The sequence below is a fragment of the Achromobacter deleyi genome (genome assembly GCF_016127315.1).
GTDB lineage: Bacteria > Pseudomonadota > Gammaproteobacteria > Burkholderiales > Burkholderiaceae_B > Achromobacter > Achromobacter insuavis_A.
In genome coordinates, this window is the sequence record NZ_CP065997.1 from 6,890,491 (window position 1) to 6,905,679 (window position 15,189).

The following is a 15,189-nucleotide window of genomic DNA, read 5'->3' on the forward strand; positions in this document are numbered from 1 at the left end:
CGCAGAGACCCGCCGCCGTACCCGGAGACAGGGCATGCCCATTTACCAGCTCGACGACCTCATCCCCCGCATCGACCCCGCCGCCTACGTGGCCGACAGCGCCGACATCATCGGCAACGTCACGCTGGAAGCGGGCGTCAGCATCTGGTCGCACGTCTCGATCCGCGGCGACAACGACGCCATCCTGATCCGCCAGGGCACCAATATCCAGGAAGGCAGCGTGCTGCACGTGGATACCGGCTGTCCCATGACCATCGGCCCGAACGTCACCGTGGGCCACCAGGCCATGCTGCACGGCTGCACCATCCACGAGGGCGCCCTGGTGGGCATGCAGGCGATCGTGCTGAACAACGCCGTGATCGGCCGCAACTGCCTGATCGGCGCCGGCGCCATCATCCCGGAAGACCGGGTGATTCCGGACAATTCCCTGGTCATCGGCATCGGCAAGATCGTGCGCGAGCTGTCGGACGAGGAAATCGCCAATCTGCACAAGAACACCGCCCATTACGTGGCGCGCGGCCAACACTACAAGACGGCCCTGAAACGGCTGGCCTGAGCCTGCCGCCGGGGACACCCCGGCAACCGCCTACACCCCTGCCGCCGGCAGGGGGAATCGGCCGCCCGATCGGCTAACATTCCGCCATGACCGATCAGCTCAAGAAATACCTCCTCGAAGACCGCAGCGTCCGCGTCCAAGCGGTGCGCCTCACGGATACCTGGAAGGCCGTCCAGGCCAACCACGACTACCCGCCCGCCATCACCCACCTGCTGGGCGAACTGGTGGCGGCCTCCACCCTGCTGGCCGCCAACATCAAGTTCGACGGCTCGCTGGTGCTGCAGATCCAGGGCGACGGCCCCATCGCCCTGCTGGTGGTGGAATGCCGTTCCGACCTCAGCCTGCGCGCCACCGTCAAGGTGCGCGAGGGCCACGAGGTGCCGGCCGATGGCGACATGCAGAGCCTGCTGAACCCCGGCGGCAACGGCCGCTTCATCGTGGTGCTGGATCCCCAGCACAAGGTGCCCGGCCAGCAGGCCTACCAGGGCATCGTGCCGCTGGAAGGCGAAACCGTCGCCGAGGCCCTGCAGCACTACATGAAGGCCTCCGAACAGCTCGACACCCGCCTGTGGCTGGGCGCCGACGCCGACCATGCCGCCGGCATGCTGATCCAGCGCCTGCCCCACCACGGCGGCTCGGACACGACAACGCTCAGCGAGCAGGCCGCCACCGAGACCTGGGACCGCGCCACGGCACTGGCCACCACGCTCAAGCGCGACGAGCTGCTGACCACCGAGATCGACACCCTGATCCACCGCCTGTTCTGGGAAGAAACGCTGGTGGCGTTCGATCCGCTGCCCGTGCGCTGGCACTGTCCGTGCACCCGCGAGCGCGTGGCCAACATGCTGCGCTCGCTGGGCCAGGCCGAGGTCGACGACATCCTGGCCGAACGCGGCCAGGTCGACGTGGCCTGCGACTTCTGCGGCAAGCCCTACGTCTTCGACGCGGTCGATTGCGCCGCGCTGTTCACCGGCAGCCAGCAGGCCAACGGCGACGCGCCGCCCACCGTGCACTGAACCCGCGCCGGGGGCCCGTCCCTCGGCTTGTACGAATCGACAGGCGGTCATGCCCGCGCCACACTGGCCGGCCATGACCGCTTTTTTTGTCGCCTCGCGTTCCGGCGCCGCGCGCCCGTTGCAGCGCGGCGCCGCCGCCCTCGAATTCACCCTGGTCGCCGTCCTGGTGCTGCTGCTGGCGCTGGGCACGGTCGAGGCCGTCCGCTGGCAGCTGACCCGCCAGGTCGCCCACCTGGCCCTGTTGCAGGCGGCCCGCGCCGGCGCCACGGCCCACGCCGATCCCGCCCGTATCCGCGCGGCGTTCCAGCAGGCCCTGCTGCCGTTGCACGCCGGTAGCGGCGGTGACGCCGGCGCCCGCCGCCGGCAGGCCAGCGCCCAGACGCGTATCGCCGCGCGGGTGGGCGCGTCCCCCTGGCGCATCGAGATCCTGCGGCCCGACGCCCAGGCCTTCCGCGACCATGCGCGCCCAGGGCTGCGCACCGACGCGCCAGGCGGCCTGCCGGCCATCGACAACGCCTACCAGGCGCTGCAATACGCGCGCCGGCCCGACCTGCCGGACAGCCGCAGCATCTTCCTGGCCAATACGCTCAGGCTGCGGCTGACCTACCTGTACCGTCCCCTGTTGCCGCCGCTGCGCACGCTGCTGGCCGCGCTGGCCCGGGCCGACGGCAGCTACGCGGCCGCGGCATGGGCCAACGGCCTCGTGCCGATCGGCATGGAACTCGAGCTGGAGATGCACAGCCATCCCGTGGATTGGCGCGGCGGCCAGCCGTACCCGGCCGGCATGGTGGCCGGGGCGTGCCGCAGCCTCCACTGCCCGTGAACGGACGGGGTGGCGCGGACATCGGCACTGGAATATGACGGGGCGGGTCCGGGCATTGCCCGGACGCGTGGCGGATCAGCGTTGGGGCGTGGCGTTGCCGTTGGCGGGCCGGGCATTGGCCGGCCGCGTGGCGGAAGTGGCGGCCGGGGCCGGCCTGGCGGGCGTGGCCGGCGCGCTCGCGCGCACCGGGGTGGCCGGACGGGTGGCGGCCTCGGTGGCCAGCGATGCGCCGCCCGCGGGCGGCTGGGTGTTCTGCGGCAGGATATGCACGAAGACTTCGCCGTCGCGCATCATGCCCAGTTCACCGCGGGCCCGTTCCTCGATGGCGCCGGACCCGTTTTCCAGGTCGCGGACTTCGGCTTCCAGGGCCGCGTTGCGCGCGCGCAGGCCTTCGTTGGTCTCGCGCTGCGCCGCCACCTGGCGTTGCAGATCCCAGACCTTGAACCAGCCGCCCTTACCCAGCCAGAGCGGGTACTGGATCAGCCCTACCAGCACGAACAGCACCAGGAACAACAGGCGCATACGCAGGAACCCTCAGCAGTCGTGGCGCAAAGAAGGCCGCGGCGCGCGCCGCGGCCCGCTTACATTAACGCAAGTTGTAGAAGGCTTCCAGACCGGGGTACGACGCGACTTCGGCCAGCTCTTCCTCGATGCGCAGCAGCTGGTTGTACTTGGCCATGCGGTCCGAACGCGACAGCGAGCCGGTCTTGATCTGCATGGCGTTGGTGGCCACGGCGATGTCGGCGATGGTCGAATCCTCGGTTTCGCCCGAACGGTGCGAGACGACGGCGGTGTAGCCGGCGCGCTTGGCCATTTCGATGGCGGCGAAGGTTTCGGTCAGGGTGCCGATCTGGTTGATCTTGATGAGGATCGAGTTGGCCACGCCCTTCTGGATGCCTTCGCGCAGGATCTTGGTGTTGGTGACGAACAGGTCGTCGCCCACCAGTTGCACCTTCTTGCCGAGCTGGTCGGTCAGCAGCTTCCAGCCGTCCCAGTCGTTTTCGGCCATGCCGTCCTCGATCGAGATGATCGGGTACTTGTCGCACCAGGTGGCCAGCAGGTTGGTGAATTCCTGCGAGGACAGCGAGATGCCGCCTTCGCCGGCCAGCGTGTACTTGCCGTCGCGGTAGAACTCGGAGCTGGCGCAGTCCAGGCCCAGAGCGATCTGCGTGCCCGGCTCGTAGCCGGCTTCGGTGATGGCCTTCAGGATCAGCTGGATCGCGGCTTCGTGGCTGGCCACGTTGGGGGCGAAACCGCCCTCGTCGCCCACCGCGGTGGACATGCCCTGGCCGTGGATCAGCTTCTTGAGCATGTGGAAGACTTCGGCGCCCCAGCGCAGGGCTTCACGGAAGCTGCCCGCGCCCACCGGCAGGATCATCAGTTCCTGCAGGTCGAGGGTGTTGTTGGCGTGCGCGCCGCCGTTGATGACGTTCATCATCGGCACGGGCATGCTCATGGGGCCGCTGCCGCCGAAGTAGCGGTACAGCGACAGGCCGGATTCGTCGGCGGCGGCGCGGGCCACGGCCATCGAGGCGGCCAGCAGGGCGTTGGCGCCCAGGCGTTCCTTGGACTCGGTGCCGTCCAGTTCGATCAGGGTGCGATCGACGAAGGTCTGCTCCTGGGCATCCAGGCCCATCAGCGCTTCCGAGATTTCGGTATTGAGGTTCTCGACGGCGCGCAGCACGCCCTTGCCGAGGTAGCGACTCTTGTCGCCGTCGCGCAGCTCGATGGCTTCGCGGGCGCCGGTGGATGCGCCCGACGGCACGGCCGCGCGGCCCATGGCGCCGGATTCCAGCAACACGTCACATTCGACGGTCGGGTTGCCGCGCGAATCCAGAATCTCGCGGCCGATGATATCGACGATTGCACTCATGACTTTACATTCCCTGAACGATAAACATATTCATCACGGCCGCGCCTTCGCGGGCATTGCGGGCGCGTCGGTACTGCCAGGAGTCGTAGAAGGCCTGGGCCGCGGTCAGGGACGGAAACTCCATGACGACGGTGCGGCCGGGCTCACGCCCCTCGAGGTGCCGGGATTCGCCGCCGCGCACCAGGATCTTGGCATCGTACGCGCGCATGGCGAGCGTGGACAGACGCTTGTAATCCTCGTACTGCGCGGGCTTGGTCACTGTGACGTCGGCGATGAGGTAGGCACTCATGGGGTTCCTTCAGAGCAGTTGCGTTGATGGGGTCGCGGCGCCGGACCGCATGACACGGGCAGTGTCTCGCAACACGGCCGGGCCGTGCCTGTCCGATGCTAAGTGGTTGTATCCGAAAGCAGCGCCGTGGCGCGCGGCCACGGCGCATTGTCCGCCAGGAGCGAAGGCGGGAACAAGGCCGGCGGCCCGGGCGGCGCAGATGCGCGGCTCGGTGCCGCCGGCCCCCATTACGCCCCCTGGCCGCGGCGAGCCTTCTGCTCGATGGCGGCGCGGATGTAGCTGGAGAACAGCGGATGGCCGTCACGCGGGGTGGACGTGAACTCCGGGTGGAACTGGACGCCGACGAACCAGGGGTGGTCGGGCAGTTCCATCATTTCCGGCAGGTTCTCGGTCGGGGTGCGCGCGCTGATCACCATGCCGGCCTCTTCCAGGCGCGGCACGTAGACGTTGTTGACTTCGTAGCGGTGGCGATGGCGCTCGTTGACTTCGTCGCCGTAGATCGACTGGGCGCGGGTGCCGGACTTGATCGGCACGCGCTGTGCGCCCTTGCGCATGGTGCCGCCCAGGTCGGACGAGTTGTCGCGCTTCTCGACCTTGCCTTCGCGGTCCATCCACTCGGTGATCAACGCCACCACGGGGTGCGGCGCCGACGGATCGAACTCGGTGCTGTTGGCGCCGCCCAGGCCGGCCACGTGGCGCGCGAATTCGATCACGGCCAGTTGCATGCCCAGGCAGATGCCCAGGTACGGCACGCCGTTTTCACGGGCGTAGCGGATGGCGGCGATCTTGCCTTCGGTGCCGCGCTTGCCGAAGCCGCCCGGCACCAGGATGGCGTCCAGGTGCTTGAGCTGGTCGGTGCCGCGGGTCTCGATGTCTTCGGAATCGATGTACTCGATGTTGATCTTCGAGCGCGTGTGGATGCCGGCGTGCACCAGGGCTTCGGTCAGCGACTTGTACGATTCGGTCAGGTCGACGTACTTGCCGACCATGCCGATGGTCAGCTGGTGCTCGGGGTGTTCGAGCGCGTAGACCAGGTTGTCCCACATGGACAGGTCGGCCGGCGGCGGGGTCAGGCCCAGCGCCTCGCAGACGATGTTGTCCACGCCCTGCTTGTGCAGCATGGCCGGGATCTTGTAGATCGAGTCGGCGTCCCACACCGAGATGACGGCATCCAGGGGGACGTTGGAGAACATCGAGATCTTGGCGCGCTCGTCGTCCGGGATGGGACGGTCGGCGCGGCACAGCAGCGCGTTCGGGTAGATGCCGATTTCGCGCAGCTTCTGCACCGAGTGCTGGGTCGGCTTGGTCTTGAGCTCGCCGGCGGACGCGATGAACGGCACCAGCGTCAGGTGCACGAAGGCGGCGTTGTTGCGGCCCATGCGCAGGCTCATCTGGCGCGCGGCTTCCAGGAAGGGCAGCGATTCGATGTCGCCCACGGTGCCGCCGATCTCGACGATGGCGACGTCGGTGTTGCCGTTCCAGGCGGCGTCAGCGCCACGGGCGATGAAGTCCTGGATCTCGTTGGTGATGTGCGGAATGACCTGGACGGTCTTGCCCAGGTAGTCGCCACGGCGCTCCTTGCGCAGCACCGATTCGTAGATCTGCCCGGTGGTGAAGTTGTTCACCTTGTGCATGCGGGCGGACACGAAACGCTCGTAGTGGCCCAGGTCCAGGTCGGTTTCGGCGCCGTCTTCCGTGACGAACACTTCACCGTGCTGGAACGGGCTCATGGTGCCCGGATCGACGTTGATGTAGGGGTCGAGCTTGAGCATGGTGACCTGCAGACCACGCGACTCGAGGATGGCGGCAAGCGACGCAGCGGCGATGCCCTTGCCCAGGGAAGACACCACTCCGCCGGTGACAAATACGTATTTGGTCATCGTAATAAGCGCCCGGGACGAGCGGGCGCGTGCGGGAAATTTGGATTATAGCCGGGAGGCGGAACTTGTCTGGGTTTTCCCCTAGCGGCCACGCGTAACATTTGGCTGCACACGCGCGGCTGACCGAAATTCCGTCGCGGCGACCTTCATGCTATGGTCGTCCCCGATTTCGTCGCCCCGAGGCCCTTGCCGATGAACCTTCCGACCGCACACCCGAACGCGCTGGCCAGGCGCCTGACCACCGCCGCCATCGGCCTGCAGCTGCTGGGCGCCATCCTGCTCCAGCTCTACCTGGTAAGCGCCGGACCGCTGGCCGCGCTGACGCGCGAGGCATTTTCCCGGCCCGACATGGTGGCGAGCACGGTGGTGAACATCGTCGTCGGCTGCATCCTGGTCGGCCTGACCACCTGGGGCGCCACGCAGCGCTGGCTGCGCCGGCACAACGCGGGCGACGTCGACCGTCCGGGCCGGATGGTGGCCGTGCTGCTGGCGGTCTGGCTGGTGCTGTTCGTGCTGATCTCGACCGGTCTGGCGTTGCTGCATCATGGTTTCTACACGCTCATCTTCAGGCACAAGGAATGGGTGGACCAGGCCTTCGGCTATTACGGCGTCCGCCGCATGCTCCTGATGGCCCTGCCGCCCAAGCTGTGCGCCATCCTGCTCACCATCCTGGGCAGCTGGCTGGCGGTGCGCATCGCGGCCTGGAGCGTCACGCCCGTCGCCGCCACGCAGGCGCCGTTCATGCAGCGGCGCCACGCCGCGTGGATCGCCGCGCTGACGCTGCTGCTGTGGCAATTGCATGTCGCGCTGGTGGTGGGCCTGTACTTCATGAACGATGCGGGATCGGCCGGCATGCTGGAACACGCGATCGGCTACTGGATCGTGCCCGCGTTGCTGCTGGCGCTGGCCGCATGGGTCTGCCTGCGCAGCCTGCCGCAAGCGCTCGGCACGGCCGGCATGGGCCGCGCCATCGGCCACGGCACCTTCGCCTTCTGGCTGACCCAGGTGCTGGGAATCGGCTTGGCTCTCCTGGTCCTCTGGACCATGACCTGGAGCCAGTTGATGCGCACGGCCGCGTCGTACACGACCTCGGTGGTGTCGGTGCTGATCTACAGTGTGCTGCTGGCGCTGAGCTGCTACCTCGGCGCCCGGCTGTTCTACCGCCGCCGGACGCCGCCGGAGATCGCGTCGGCCTGAGCCTGAGCGCCGCGCGATGCCGCGCATGCCATGAAAAAAGGCCCCTCGGGGCCTTTTTTCATGGTCGGACACGACGTTCAGATGGCCGCGGTGCGACGCTCCAGCCAGTCCAGGGCCTCGCCTTCCACCAGCGGCGAGAGGCGCTTGAGCACCGTCTCGTGGTAGTCGTTGAGCCACGCGATTTCGTCGGCGCGCAGCAGCGACGGTTCGATGCAGCGCGTGTCGATCGGGCACAGCGTCAGCGTCTCGAAGCACAGGAACTCGCCCAGCTCGGACGTCAGCCAGGCGCGGTTGGCCACCAGGTTCTCGATGCGCACGCCCCAGCGGCCCGGGCGGTAGATGCCCGGTTCGTTGGAGGTGATCATGCCCGGCTCCATGGCCGTGTGCGGGCCGGGGGCCGCGCGGTAGGAGATGACCTGCGGGCCTTCGTGCACGTTCAGGAAATAACCCACGCCGTGGCCGGTGCCGTGGCCGTATTCGGCGCCGCCTTCCCAGATCGGGGCGCGCGCGATGGCGTCCAGCATCGGCGACGGCGTGCCACGCGGGAACGAGGCGCGCGATAGCGCGATCATGCCCTTGAGCACCAGCGTGAAGTCGACCTTCTGGTCGGCGCTGGGCGTGCCCACCGCGACCACGCGGGTGATGTCGGTGGTGCCGCCCAGGTACTGGCCGCCGGAGTCGATCAGCAGCAGGCCGTCGCCCTCGATGGTGGCGTGCGATTCGGCCGTGGCGCGGTAGTGCGGCATGGCGCCGTTGGCGTTGAAGCCGGCGATGGTAGCGAAGCTGGGGCAGACGTATTCCGGGCGGCGGGCGCGGGCGGCGGTGATCTGCTCGTCGATGGTCAGCTCGGTGATGCGCTCGTTGCCCAGCGCGGCTTCGAACCAGGCGAAGAACTCGCACAGGGCGGCACCATCCTGCGCCATGGCGTGGCGCACATTGGCCAGCTCGGCGTCGGTCTTGCGCGACTTGATCAGGGTGGACGGGTTGATGGCTTCGACGCGCGGCACCGCCGGATCCATCGCGTGGAACACGCCGCAGGTGACGCGGGCCGGGTCGATCAGCAGTTTCTGGTCCCGTTCCAGCGAGGCCAGCGCATCGGCGGCCTGGGCGTAGTCGGCCACCTCGACGCCGTCGGCGGCCAGCGTGGCGCGCAGGGCGGCGTCGATCTTGCCGTCGGCCACGAACAGCGTGGCGTGGTCCGGACCGATCAGCGCGTGGCCGACGAACACCGGGTTGTAGTCGACGTCGGCGCCGCGCAGGTTGAAGAGCCAGGCGATGTCGTCGAGGGTGCTGACGAAATGCACGTCGGCGCCATGGGCGCGCATGGCGGCGCGCACCTTGGCCAGCTTGTCGGCGCGCGCGACACAGGCCTGCGGCGCCACGTGTTCGTAGATCGCGGCCTGCGGCAGGCCGGCGCGGTCCGCCCAGATGTCGTCGAGCAGGTCGGCGCGGATTTCCAGCGCGGCGCCCGACGTGGCGGCGGCCACCGACAGCGCGCGGAACGCGGCCAGGCCCAGCACCTGCCCATCGACGCCGATGACGTCGCCGGCGCGGGTATTGGCGGCCAGCCAGTCCACGTGGCCCGGCGTGGTGGCGACGGCGATCTTCATCAGCTGCACGCCGGTGCCGGCCAGTTGCGCCTCGGCCTGCACCCAGTAGCGGCTGTCGACCCACAGGCCGGCGAAATCGGCCGTCACGACCAGCGTGCCCACCGAGCCCGTGAAGCCCGACAGCCAGCGCCGGCCCTGCCAGCGCGCCGGCAGGTATTCGGACAGGTGCGGATCCGAGGACGGCACGATATAGGCGGACAGGCCGCGGCGGCGCATGGCCTGCCGCAGTTGGGCAATACGGGTGTCGGTGCTGGACATGGGTTTCCTTAGCGCAACATGAAGGACATGGCGGCCAGGCTGTTCAAGGTGCGAACGGCGGCCTGCATGCTGTCCGTGGTGAACCGCAGCGTCACGCCGTCCACGCGTTCGAGCGTGGGCCACATGCAGAACAGGTCGGCGAGCGCCGCGCTCTGGGTCTGCAACCGGCATTCTATAGGGGCGGGGATGCGGAAAGGCACCGCCTTTCCACCGCTGGGCCGCCCCGAGGTGGAAACGCCCCCCTGGGGGGCAGCAAGCCCGCCTTGCGGGCGCGGCGTGGGGGTCGTTCCCTTCACGTTCCGCACCGCGGTCTCCGCGGCGGCGGCGATCGCGCGGCGCGAGGCCGCCGGCGACAGCGTCACGCCACTGCCCTGGCCGTGCGCGACCTTGGTCTGCACCCATTGCGCGCCAGGGAACAGGTCGGTGGTCTCGGCGATGAACACGTCGTCGCCGGTGGCCAGGATGACGGGCACGCCCATTTCGCCGGCCAACGCGCCGTACAGGCCGGCCTCGCCCAATTCCATGCCGTTGATGAAGACGCGCGAGAAGGCGAAGCTGTTGATGGTGTGCGCGAGGATGCCGCGGCCCTGCGAGCGCGAGTGGTAGCCGATCATGAAGACGGCGTCGCAGCCCTCTTCCAGGCCGCCCATCATGCCCAGGTAGCGCGGCTTGCCCAGCACCAGGCGGGCGCGTTCGTCGATGCCGTCCGGCAGCAGGTTGCGAAAGCCGCCGTGCGAATCGTTGACCAGGATCTCTTCGGCGCCGCCGGCGATGGCGCCCTGCACGGCGGCGTTGGCCTCGGCCGTCATCCAGGCGCGGGCGCGCTCGTATTCGCCGTTGCCGGCTCGCACTTGTTCTGCGTGGAAGACGCCGGCGACGCCTTCGATATCGGTGGAAATCAGGATCTTCATGGGGTGTGCCTTGGTAGGATTCAGAATTCGGTGTCCGCCAGCCATTGGCGCCAGTCGGGAGCGGCGTCGCGGAGGGCGGCGCGGTGATGGCCGTCGCGGCCCCGCACGCTTTCGGCCTGCCACAGCGCGGCGATGATGGCCTGCTCGCAGGCCTCGGCGGCCGCCTCGAACAGCGGATCGATGCGGGTTTCGTGCAGCATGGCCAGCGCCGGCATCGGCTGCTCGGCCTGTTGCGGCACGGTGTAGGCGGTGGAGAACGCCAGCGCGATGTCGCCGCTGCCATGGCCGAACACCGAGCCGGTGCGGGCCAGGCCGGCGCCGGCGCGCAGCGACAGGCGGCGCAACTGGCGCGCGTCGAGCGGCGCATCGGTCGCCACCAGCAGGATGATAGACCCCTTCTCCGGCACGATGGCGGCGTTCTCGCCCGCCTGCGCCAGGCCGCGGTCCAGCTGATCCGCCAGGCGCCGGCCGAAGGGCCGGCCGGCCACGGTCAGATTGGGCAGGCGGCCGAAATTGGCCAGCACCAGCGCGCCCACGGTGTGGCGCAGGCCCGGCTGGATCGACGCCACGCGCGAGGCCGAGCCGATGCCGCCCTTGAAGGAAAAGCACGACATGCCGCGGCCGGCGCCGACCGCGCCCTGCGCCATGCGCTTGTCCGCGGCGGCCAGCGCCTGGGCGTAGTGCGACTCCTGCACCGCCATGGCCTGGATGTCGTTCAGGTAGCCGTCGTTGCACTCGAACACCAGCGGATTGACCGTCGACATGCCGCGGCCGATCTCGGGATTGGCCGCCACCGCCGAACGGATCTGGGCGTTGGCCACGGTGCCCACGCCGAAGGTGTTGGTCAGCGCGATCGGCGTTTCCAGCACGCCCAGTTCCTGCACCTGGACCAGGCCGGTGCTCTTGCCGAAACCGTTCAGCACCGTCGCGGCCGCCGGCACCTTGTCCAGGAACAAGTTGCCGCCGTGCGGGCGCACCACGGTCACGCCGGTCTGCCGCGCGCCGTCGTCCAGCGTGCTGTGGCCGACGGTGATGTCGCCCACGTCGCAGATCGAGTCGAGCGGGCCGGGCTCCAGCTTGCCGATGCGGGGTTGGTCCAACGCTTGTTTGTCCATGCTTGTCGCTGCGTGTCGCCACGCTCCAGAATGCAAAATGCCGCCGTCCTGCGTGGCCGTGGCGCGCGCCGCGAGGCGGGCGCCCGGACGCGGGCGGCGGCAAGGGAACCGATGGCGCGCGCCGAGCCCCGAGGGGCGGCCGGCGCGGCGGCCATCATCCGCTTGGGGGTTACTTGCGATCGATCTTGGGATCGAGCGCGTCGCGCAGGCCGTCGCCCAGCAGGTTGAACGCCAGCACCGTCAGGAAGATCGCCAGCGCCGGGAAGATCGCCACGTGCGGGGCGATCACCATGTCGGCGCGCGCCTCGTTCAGCATCGCGCCCCACTCCGGCGTGGGGGGCGAGGCGCCCATGCCCAGGAACGACAGGCTGGCCGCGGTGATGATCGAGGTGCCGATGCGCATCGTGCCGTACACCACGATCGGCGAGATCGTGCCGGGCAGGATGTGGCGCATGATGATGGTCCAGTCGGACGCGCCCACGCTCTTGACCGCCTCGACGTAGGTCATTTGCTTGATCGACAGCGTGTTGCCGCGCACCAGGCGGGCGAACGCCGGCACGCTGAACACGGCCACGGCCACGATCACGTTGACCATGCTCGAGCCCAGGATCGCGACCACGCCGATGGCCAGCAGCATGCCGGGGAACGCCAGCAGCACGTCGGAGATGCGCATCGTGATGCGTTCCCACCAGCCTTCGTAGTAACCGGCCATCAGGCCCATGAAGGTGCCGACGACGGCGCCCATGGCGACGGACAGGAAACCGGCCGCCAGCGAGATGCGCGCGCCCATGATGATGCGGCTGAAGATGTCGCGGCCCAGCGAGTCCACGCCCAGCCAGTGCGTCAGCGACGGGCCGGCGTTGAGCGCGTCGTAGTCGAAGAAGTTCTCCGGATCGAACGGCACGATCCAGGGGGCGAAAACCGCCACCACGACCAGCAGCAGGACGAAGATGCCGGCGCCCACGCCCAGCTTCTGCTTCTTGAATTTGCGCCAGAACTCGGTGGCGGGCGTGCGCACGTCGTTCTTGGGCGCGGCGGTGGCGACGGTTGCGGCGGGTGTCGTATTGCTCATGGCCGCCTCACTTGTAACGGATGCTGGGATTGATGACGCCGTAGAGCACGTCGACAATCAGGTTGATCAGGATGAATTCGAACGAGAACAGCAGCACCAGGCCCTGGATCACCGGGTAGTCGCGCTGGGTCACGGCATCGACCAGCAGGCGGCCGAGGCCGGGCCAGTTGAACACCGTCTCGACCACGATCGAGCCGCCCAGGAGGAAGCCGAACTGCAGGCCCATCATGGTGACGACCGGGATCAGCGCGTTGCGCAGCGCATGCTTGATGACCACGCGGCGCTCGCTCAGGCCCTTGGCGCGGGCGGTGCGCACGAAGTCTTCCTGCACCACTTCGACGAAGGAAGCGCGGGTGAAGCGCGCCATCACCGCGGCCACGGCCGCGCCCAGCGTGATGGACGGAAGTATGTAGTGTTTCCAGCTGGAGGCGCCCACGGTCGGCAGCCAGCCCAGGTTCACGGAGAAGATCTGCATCAGCATCATCCCCAGCGCGAATGCGGGGAACGAGATGCCGGACACCGCCAGCGTCATGCCCAGGCGATCGGGCCAGCGGTTGCGCCAGACGGCGGACACGATCCCGATGATCATGCCGAAGGTGACGGACCAGGCCATACTGGCGATCGTCAGCCACATGGTGGGCATGAAGCGGTCGGCGATTTCGGTCGAGACGGGACGCTTGGTACGCAGCGAGGTACCCAGGTCGCCTTGCAGCATGTGGCTGAAGTAGCGCACGAACTGCTGCGGCAGGGGCAGATCCAGCCCCAGTTCCTTGCGCACCAGTTCGACGGTCTGCTGGTCGGCCTCCTGGCCCGCGGCCAGTCGCGCCGGGTCGCCCGGAAGCATGTGCACAAACAGGAACACGACCACGGCCACCAGCAGCAGCGTGGGGATCATGCCCAAAAGACGTTTGACGATATAGGTCAGCATTGAAATTCCTGCAACATCGGCGGGGACACCGCGTCCCCGCCGTATGTGGCCTTGCAAGGGCCTTGCGGCCCCGAGAGTTACCGCCGGATTACTGCTTCAGATCGATGTCGCCGAACCAGAACGAGGTGTCCGGTTCCACGTACACGCCCGACAGGTTCTTCGACTTCACGTACAGGTTGTTCTGGGTCACCAGGAAGGCCCACGGGGCGTCCTTCCAGATGGTTTCCTGAACGGTCTTGTAGATCTCGGTCTTCTTGGCCCGGTCGGTCGTGGCCAGGGCTTGCTGGATGCCGTCGTCAACCGACTTGTTCGAGTAGTACGACACGTTGTTGAGCACCGGCGGGAAAGCGGCGGTGGTCAGCAGCGGACGCAGGCCCCAGTCGGCTTCGCCGGTCGAGGACGACCAGCCGGCGTAGTACATGCGGACCTTGGCGTCTTCAGGCTTCTGCACCTGTTGCACGCGCTGCACGCGCTGGCCCGATTCCAGCACTTCCACCGACACCTTGATGCCGACTTGCGCCAGTTGCTGCTGCAAGAACTGCACTACCTTCACCGAGGTGCCGTCGTTGTAGGCGGACCAGAGCTGGCTTTCGAAGCCGTTGGGGTAGCCGGCTTCGGCCAGCAGGGCCTTGGCCTTCTTGATGTCGTACGGCCACGGGCCGGTCTTGTGGGCGAAGTCCACGCCGGTCGGCACGACGCCATCGACGATGGTGGCGTAGCCCGAGAAAGCGACCTTGGCCAGGGCTTCCTTGTTGATGGCGTAGTTGATGGCTTCACGCACCTTGACGTTGTCGAACGGCTTTTGCTGCGTGTTCATCGACAGGTAGCGGGCCATGATCGAGTTCTTGTGGTCGACCACGTCCAGCTTGTCGTTCTTGGCCAGCACGGCGGCCTGCTCGAACGGCACCGGGAAGGCGAATTGCGCTTCGCCCGTCTGCACCACGGCGGCGCGGGTGTTGTTGTCGGTGACGGTGCGGAACGTCAGGGTGTCGACCTTCGGGTAGCCCTTCTTCCAGTAGCCGTCGAACTTCTTGACCTTCAGGTATTCGGCCGGTTTCCATTCGACGAATTCGAACGGGCCGGTGCCGACCGGGTGGAAGCCGATTTCCTTGCCGTACTTGGCCAGCGCGGCCGGCGAGATCATCATGGCGGCCGGGTGGGCCAGCGCGTTGATGAAGGCCGAGAACGGCTTCTTCAGGGTGATCTTGACGGTCAGCGGGTCTATCACGTCGATCTTCTCGATGACGCTGAACTGGATGTAGCGCGACAGGCGGTTGTCCGGATTGGCCGGGCGGTCGAAGTTGATCTTGACGGCTTCGGCGTTGAACGGGGTGCCGTCATGGAACTTGACGCCATCGCGCAGCTTGAAGGTGTAGACCAGGCCGTCTTCGCTGACGGTGTAGTCGGTGGCCAGGACCTTCTGGACCTTCAGGTCCTTGTCGAACTCGAACAGGCCTTCGTAGTAGGCCTTGCCGGCCGCCTGGTTCAGCGTGCTGTTGGTGTTGTACGGGTCGAGCGTTTCCAGTGCGATGGAGACGGCAAACGTCACGTCCTTGGCAGCATGCGCCAGCGGCGAGGTGAGCACGCCGAAGGCCACCGCGGCGGCGGCCATCAGCTTGGTGGGGCGCAGAACTTTCATCATTGCAACTCCTGGTTCCTGT

The 15,189-nt window shown here is 67.9% G+C and carries 14 protein-coding genes; 4 read left to right on the forward strand and 10 right to left on the reverse strand.

Annotation, left to right across the window (positions count from 1 at the left end):
* The first annotated feature begins 34 nt into the window (after nucleotides 1-34).
* The 3 genes from I6I07_RS31160 (at nucleotide 35) to I6I07_RS31170 (ending at nucleotide 2,395) form a co-directional block, all read left to right on the forward strand.
* Nucleotides 35-556: a gamma carbonic anhydrase family protein gene (locus I6I07_RS31160; RefSeq protein WP_006389349.1), complete on the forward strand. Its 522-nt coding sequence runs from the start codon at nucleotides 35-37 to the stop codon at nucleotides 554-556.
* 86 nt (nucleotides 557-642) lie between these two features.
* On the forward strand, nucleotides 643-1,572 hold the full coding sequence (gene hslO, locus I6I07_RS31165) for an Hsp33 family molecular chaperone HslO (protein ID WP_198485034.1): 930 nt from the start codon (nucleotides 643-645) through the stop codon (nucleotides 1,570-1,572).
* 73 nt (nucleotides 1,573-1,645) lie between these two features.
* Complete coding sequence (locus tag I6I07_RS31170) at nucleotides 1,646-2,395, forward strand: TadE/TadG family type IV pilus assembly protein (protein WP_198485038.1); 750 nt, start codon at nucleotides 1,646-1,648, stop codon at nucleotides 2,393-2,395.
* 75 nt (nucleotides 2,396-2,470) lie between these two features.
* Here the strand turns inward: I6I07_RS31170 and ftsB are convergent, their stop codons facing one another.
* From ftsB to I6I07_RS31190, 4 genes are all read right to left on the reverse strand, one after another.
* Nucleotides 2,471-2,917 (reverse strand): cell division protein FtsB, encoded by a 447-nt coding sequence (gene ftsB, locus I6I07_RS31175; protein ID WP_198485041.1) that lies wholly within the window; start codon nucleotides 2,915-2,917, stop codon nucleotides 2,471-2,473.
* Nucleotides 2,918-2,981: 64 nt separating this feature from the next.
* Nucleotides 2,982-4,268, reverse strand: a complete 1,287-nt coding sequence (eno, locus tag I6I07_RS31180) for a phosphopyruvate hydratase (RefSeq protein ID WP_006393534.1) — start codon at nucleotides 4,266-4,268, stop codon at nucleotides 2,982-2,984.
* Nucleotides 4,269-4,272: 4 nt separating this feature from the next.
* A complete protein-coding gene (locus tag I6I07_RS31185) occupies nucleotides 4,273-4,557 on the reverse strand; it encodes a DUF1330 domain-containing protein (RefSeq protein ID WP_198485044.1) in 285 nt (94 codons plus the stop codon).
* Nucleotides 4,558-4,784: 227 nt separating this feature from the next.
* Nucleotides 4,785-6,437, reverse strand: coding sequence for a CTP synthase (locus I6I07_RS31190; RefSeq protein WP_198485047.1), 1,653 nt, complete (start codon nucleotides 6,435-6,437; stop codon nucleotides 4,785-4,787).
* 192 nt (nucleotides 6,438-6,629) lie between these two features.
* Here I6I07_RS31190 and I6I07_RS31195 point away from each other — a divergent pair, with 192 nt between their 5' ends.
* Nucleotides 6,630-7,634 carry a hypothetical protein gene (locus I6I07_RS31195; RefSeq protein ID WP_198485050.1) on the forward strand — a complete coding sequence of 335 codons (1,005 nt, stop codon included), beginning with the start codon at nucleotides 6,630-6,632 and terminating at the stop codon, nucleotides 7,632-7,634.
* Nucleotides 7,635-7,711: 77 nt separating this feature from the next.
* On the opposite strand, the gene I6I07_RS31200 is transcribed toward I6I07_RS31195, so the two are convergent.
* From I6I07_RS31200 to gsiB, 6 genes are all read right to left on the reverse strand, one after another.
* A complete protein-coding gene (locus tag I6I07_RS31200; protein ID WP_198485053.1) occupies nucleotides 7,712-9,502 on the reverse strand; it encodes an aminopeptidase P family protein in 1,791 nt (596 codons plus the stop codon).
* A gap of 8 nt (nucleotides 9,503-9,510) precedes the next feature.
* Nucleotides 9,511-10,413 (reverse strand): M55 family metallopeptidase, encoded by a 903-nt coding sequence (locus I6I07_RS31205; RefSeq protein ID WP_198485056.1) that lies wholly within the window; start codon nucleotides 10,411-10,413, stop codon nucleotides 9,511-9,513.
* Between the two features lie 20 nt (nucleotides 10,414-10,433).
* Nucleotides 10,434-11,528, reverse strand: a complete 1,095-nt coding sequence (locus I6I07_RS31210) for a P1 family peptidase (protein WP_198485060.1) — start codon at nucleotides 11,526-11,528, stop codon at nucleotides 10,434-10,436.
* Between the two features lie 169 nt (nucleotides 11,529-11,697).
* Nucleotides 11,698-12,600, reverse strand: coding sequence for a glutathione ABC transporter permease GsiD (gene gsiD, locus I6I07_RS31215; protein ID WP_006393528.1), 903 nt, complete (start codon nucleotides 12,598-12,600; stop codon nucleotides 11,698-11,700).
* A 7-nt stretch (nucleotides 12,601-12,607) separates the two neighbouring features.
* A complete protein-coding gene (gene gsiC, locus I6I07_RS31220; RefSeq protein WP_049072229.1) occupies nucleotides 12,608-13,528 on the reverse strand; it encodes a glutathione ABC transporter permease GsiC in 921 nt (306 codons plus the stop codon).
* An 88-nt stretch (nucleotides 13,529-13,616) separates the two neighbouring features.
* Nucleotides 13,617-15,170 carry a glutathione ABC transporter substrate-binding protein GsiB gene (gene gsiB / locus I6I07_RS31225; RefSeq protein WP_198485063.1) on the reverse strand — a complete coding sequence of 518 codons (1,554 nt, stop codon included), beginning with the start codon at nucleotides 15,168-15,170 and terminating at the stop codon, nucleotides 13,617-13,619.
* Nucleotides 15,171-15,189 lie beyond the last annotated feature (19 nt).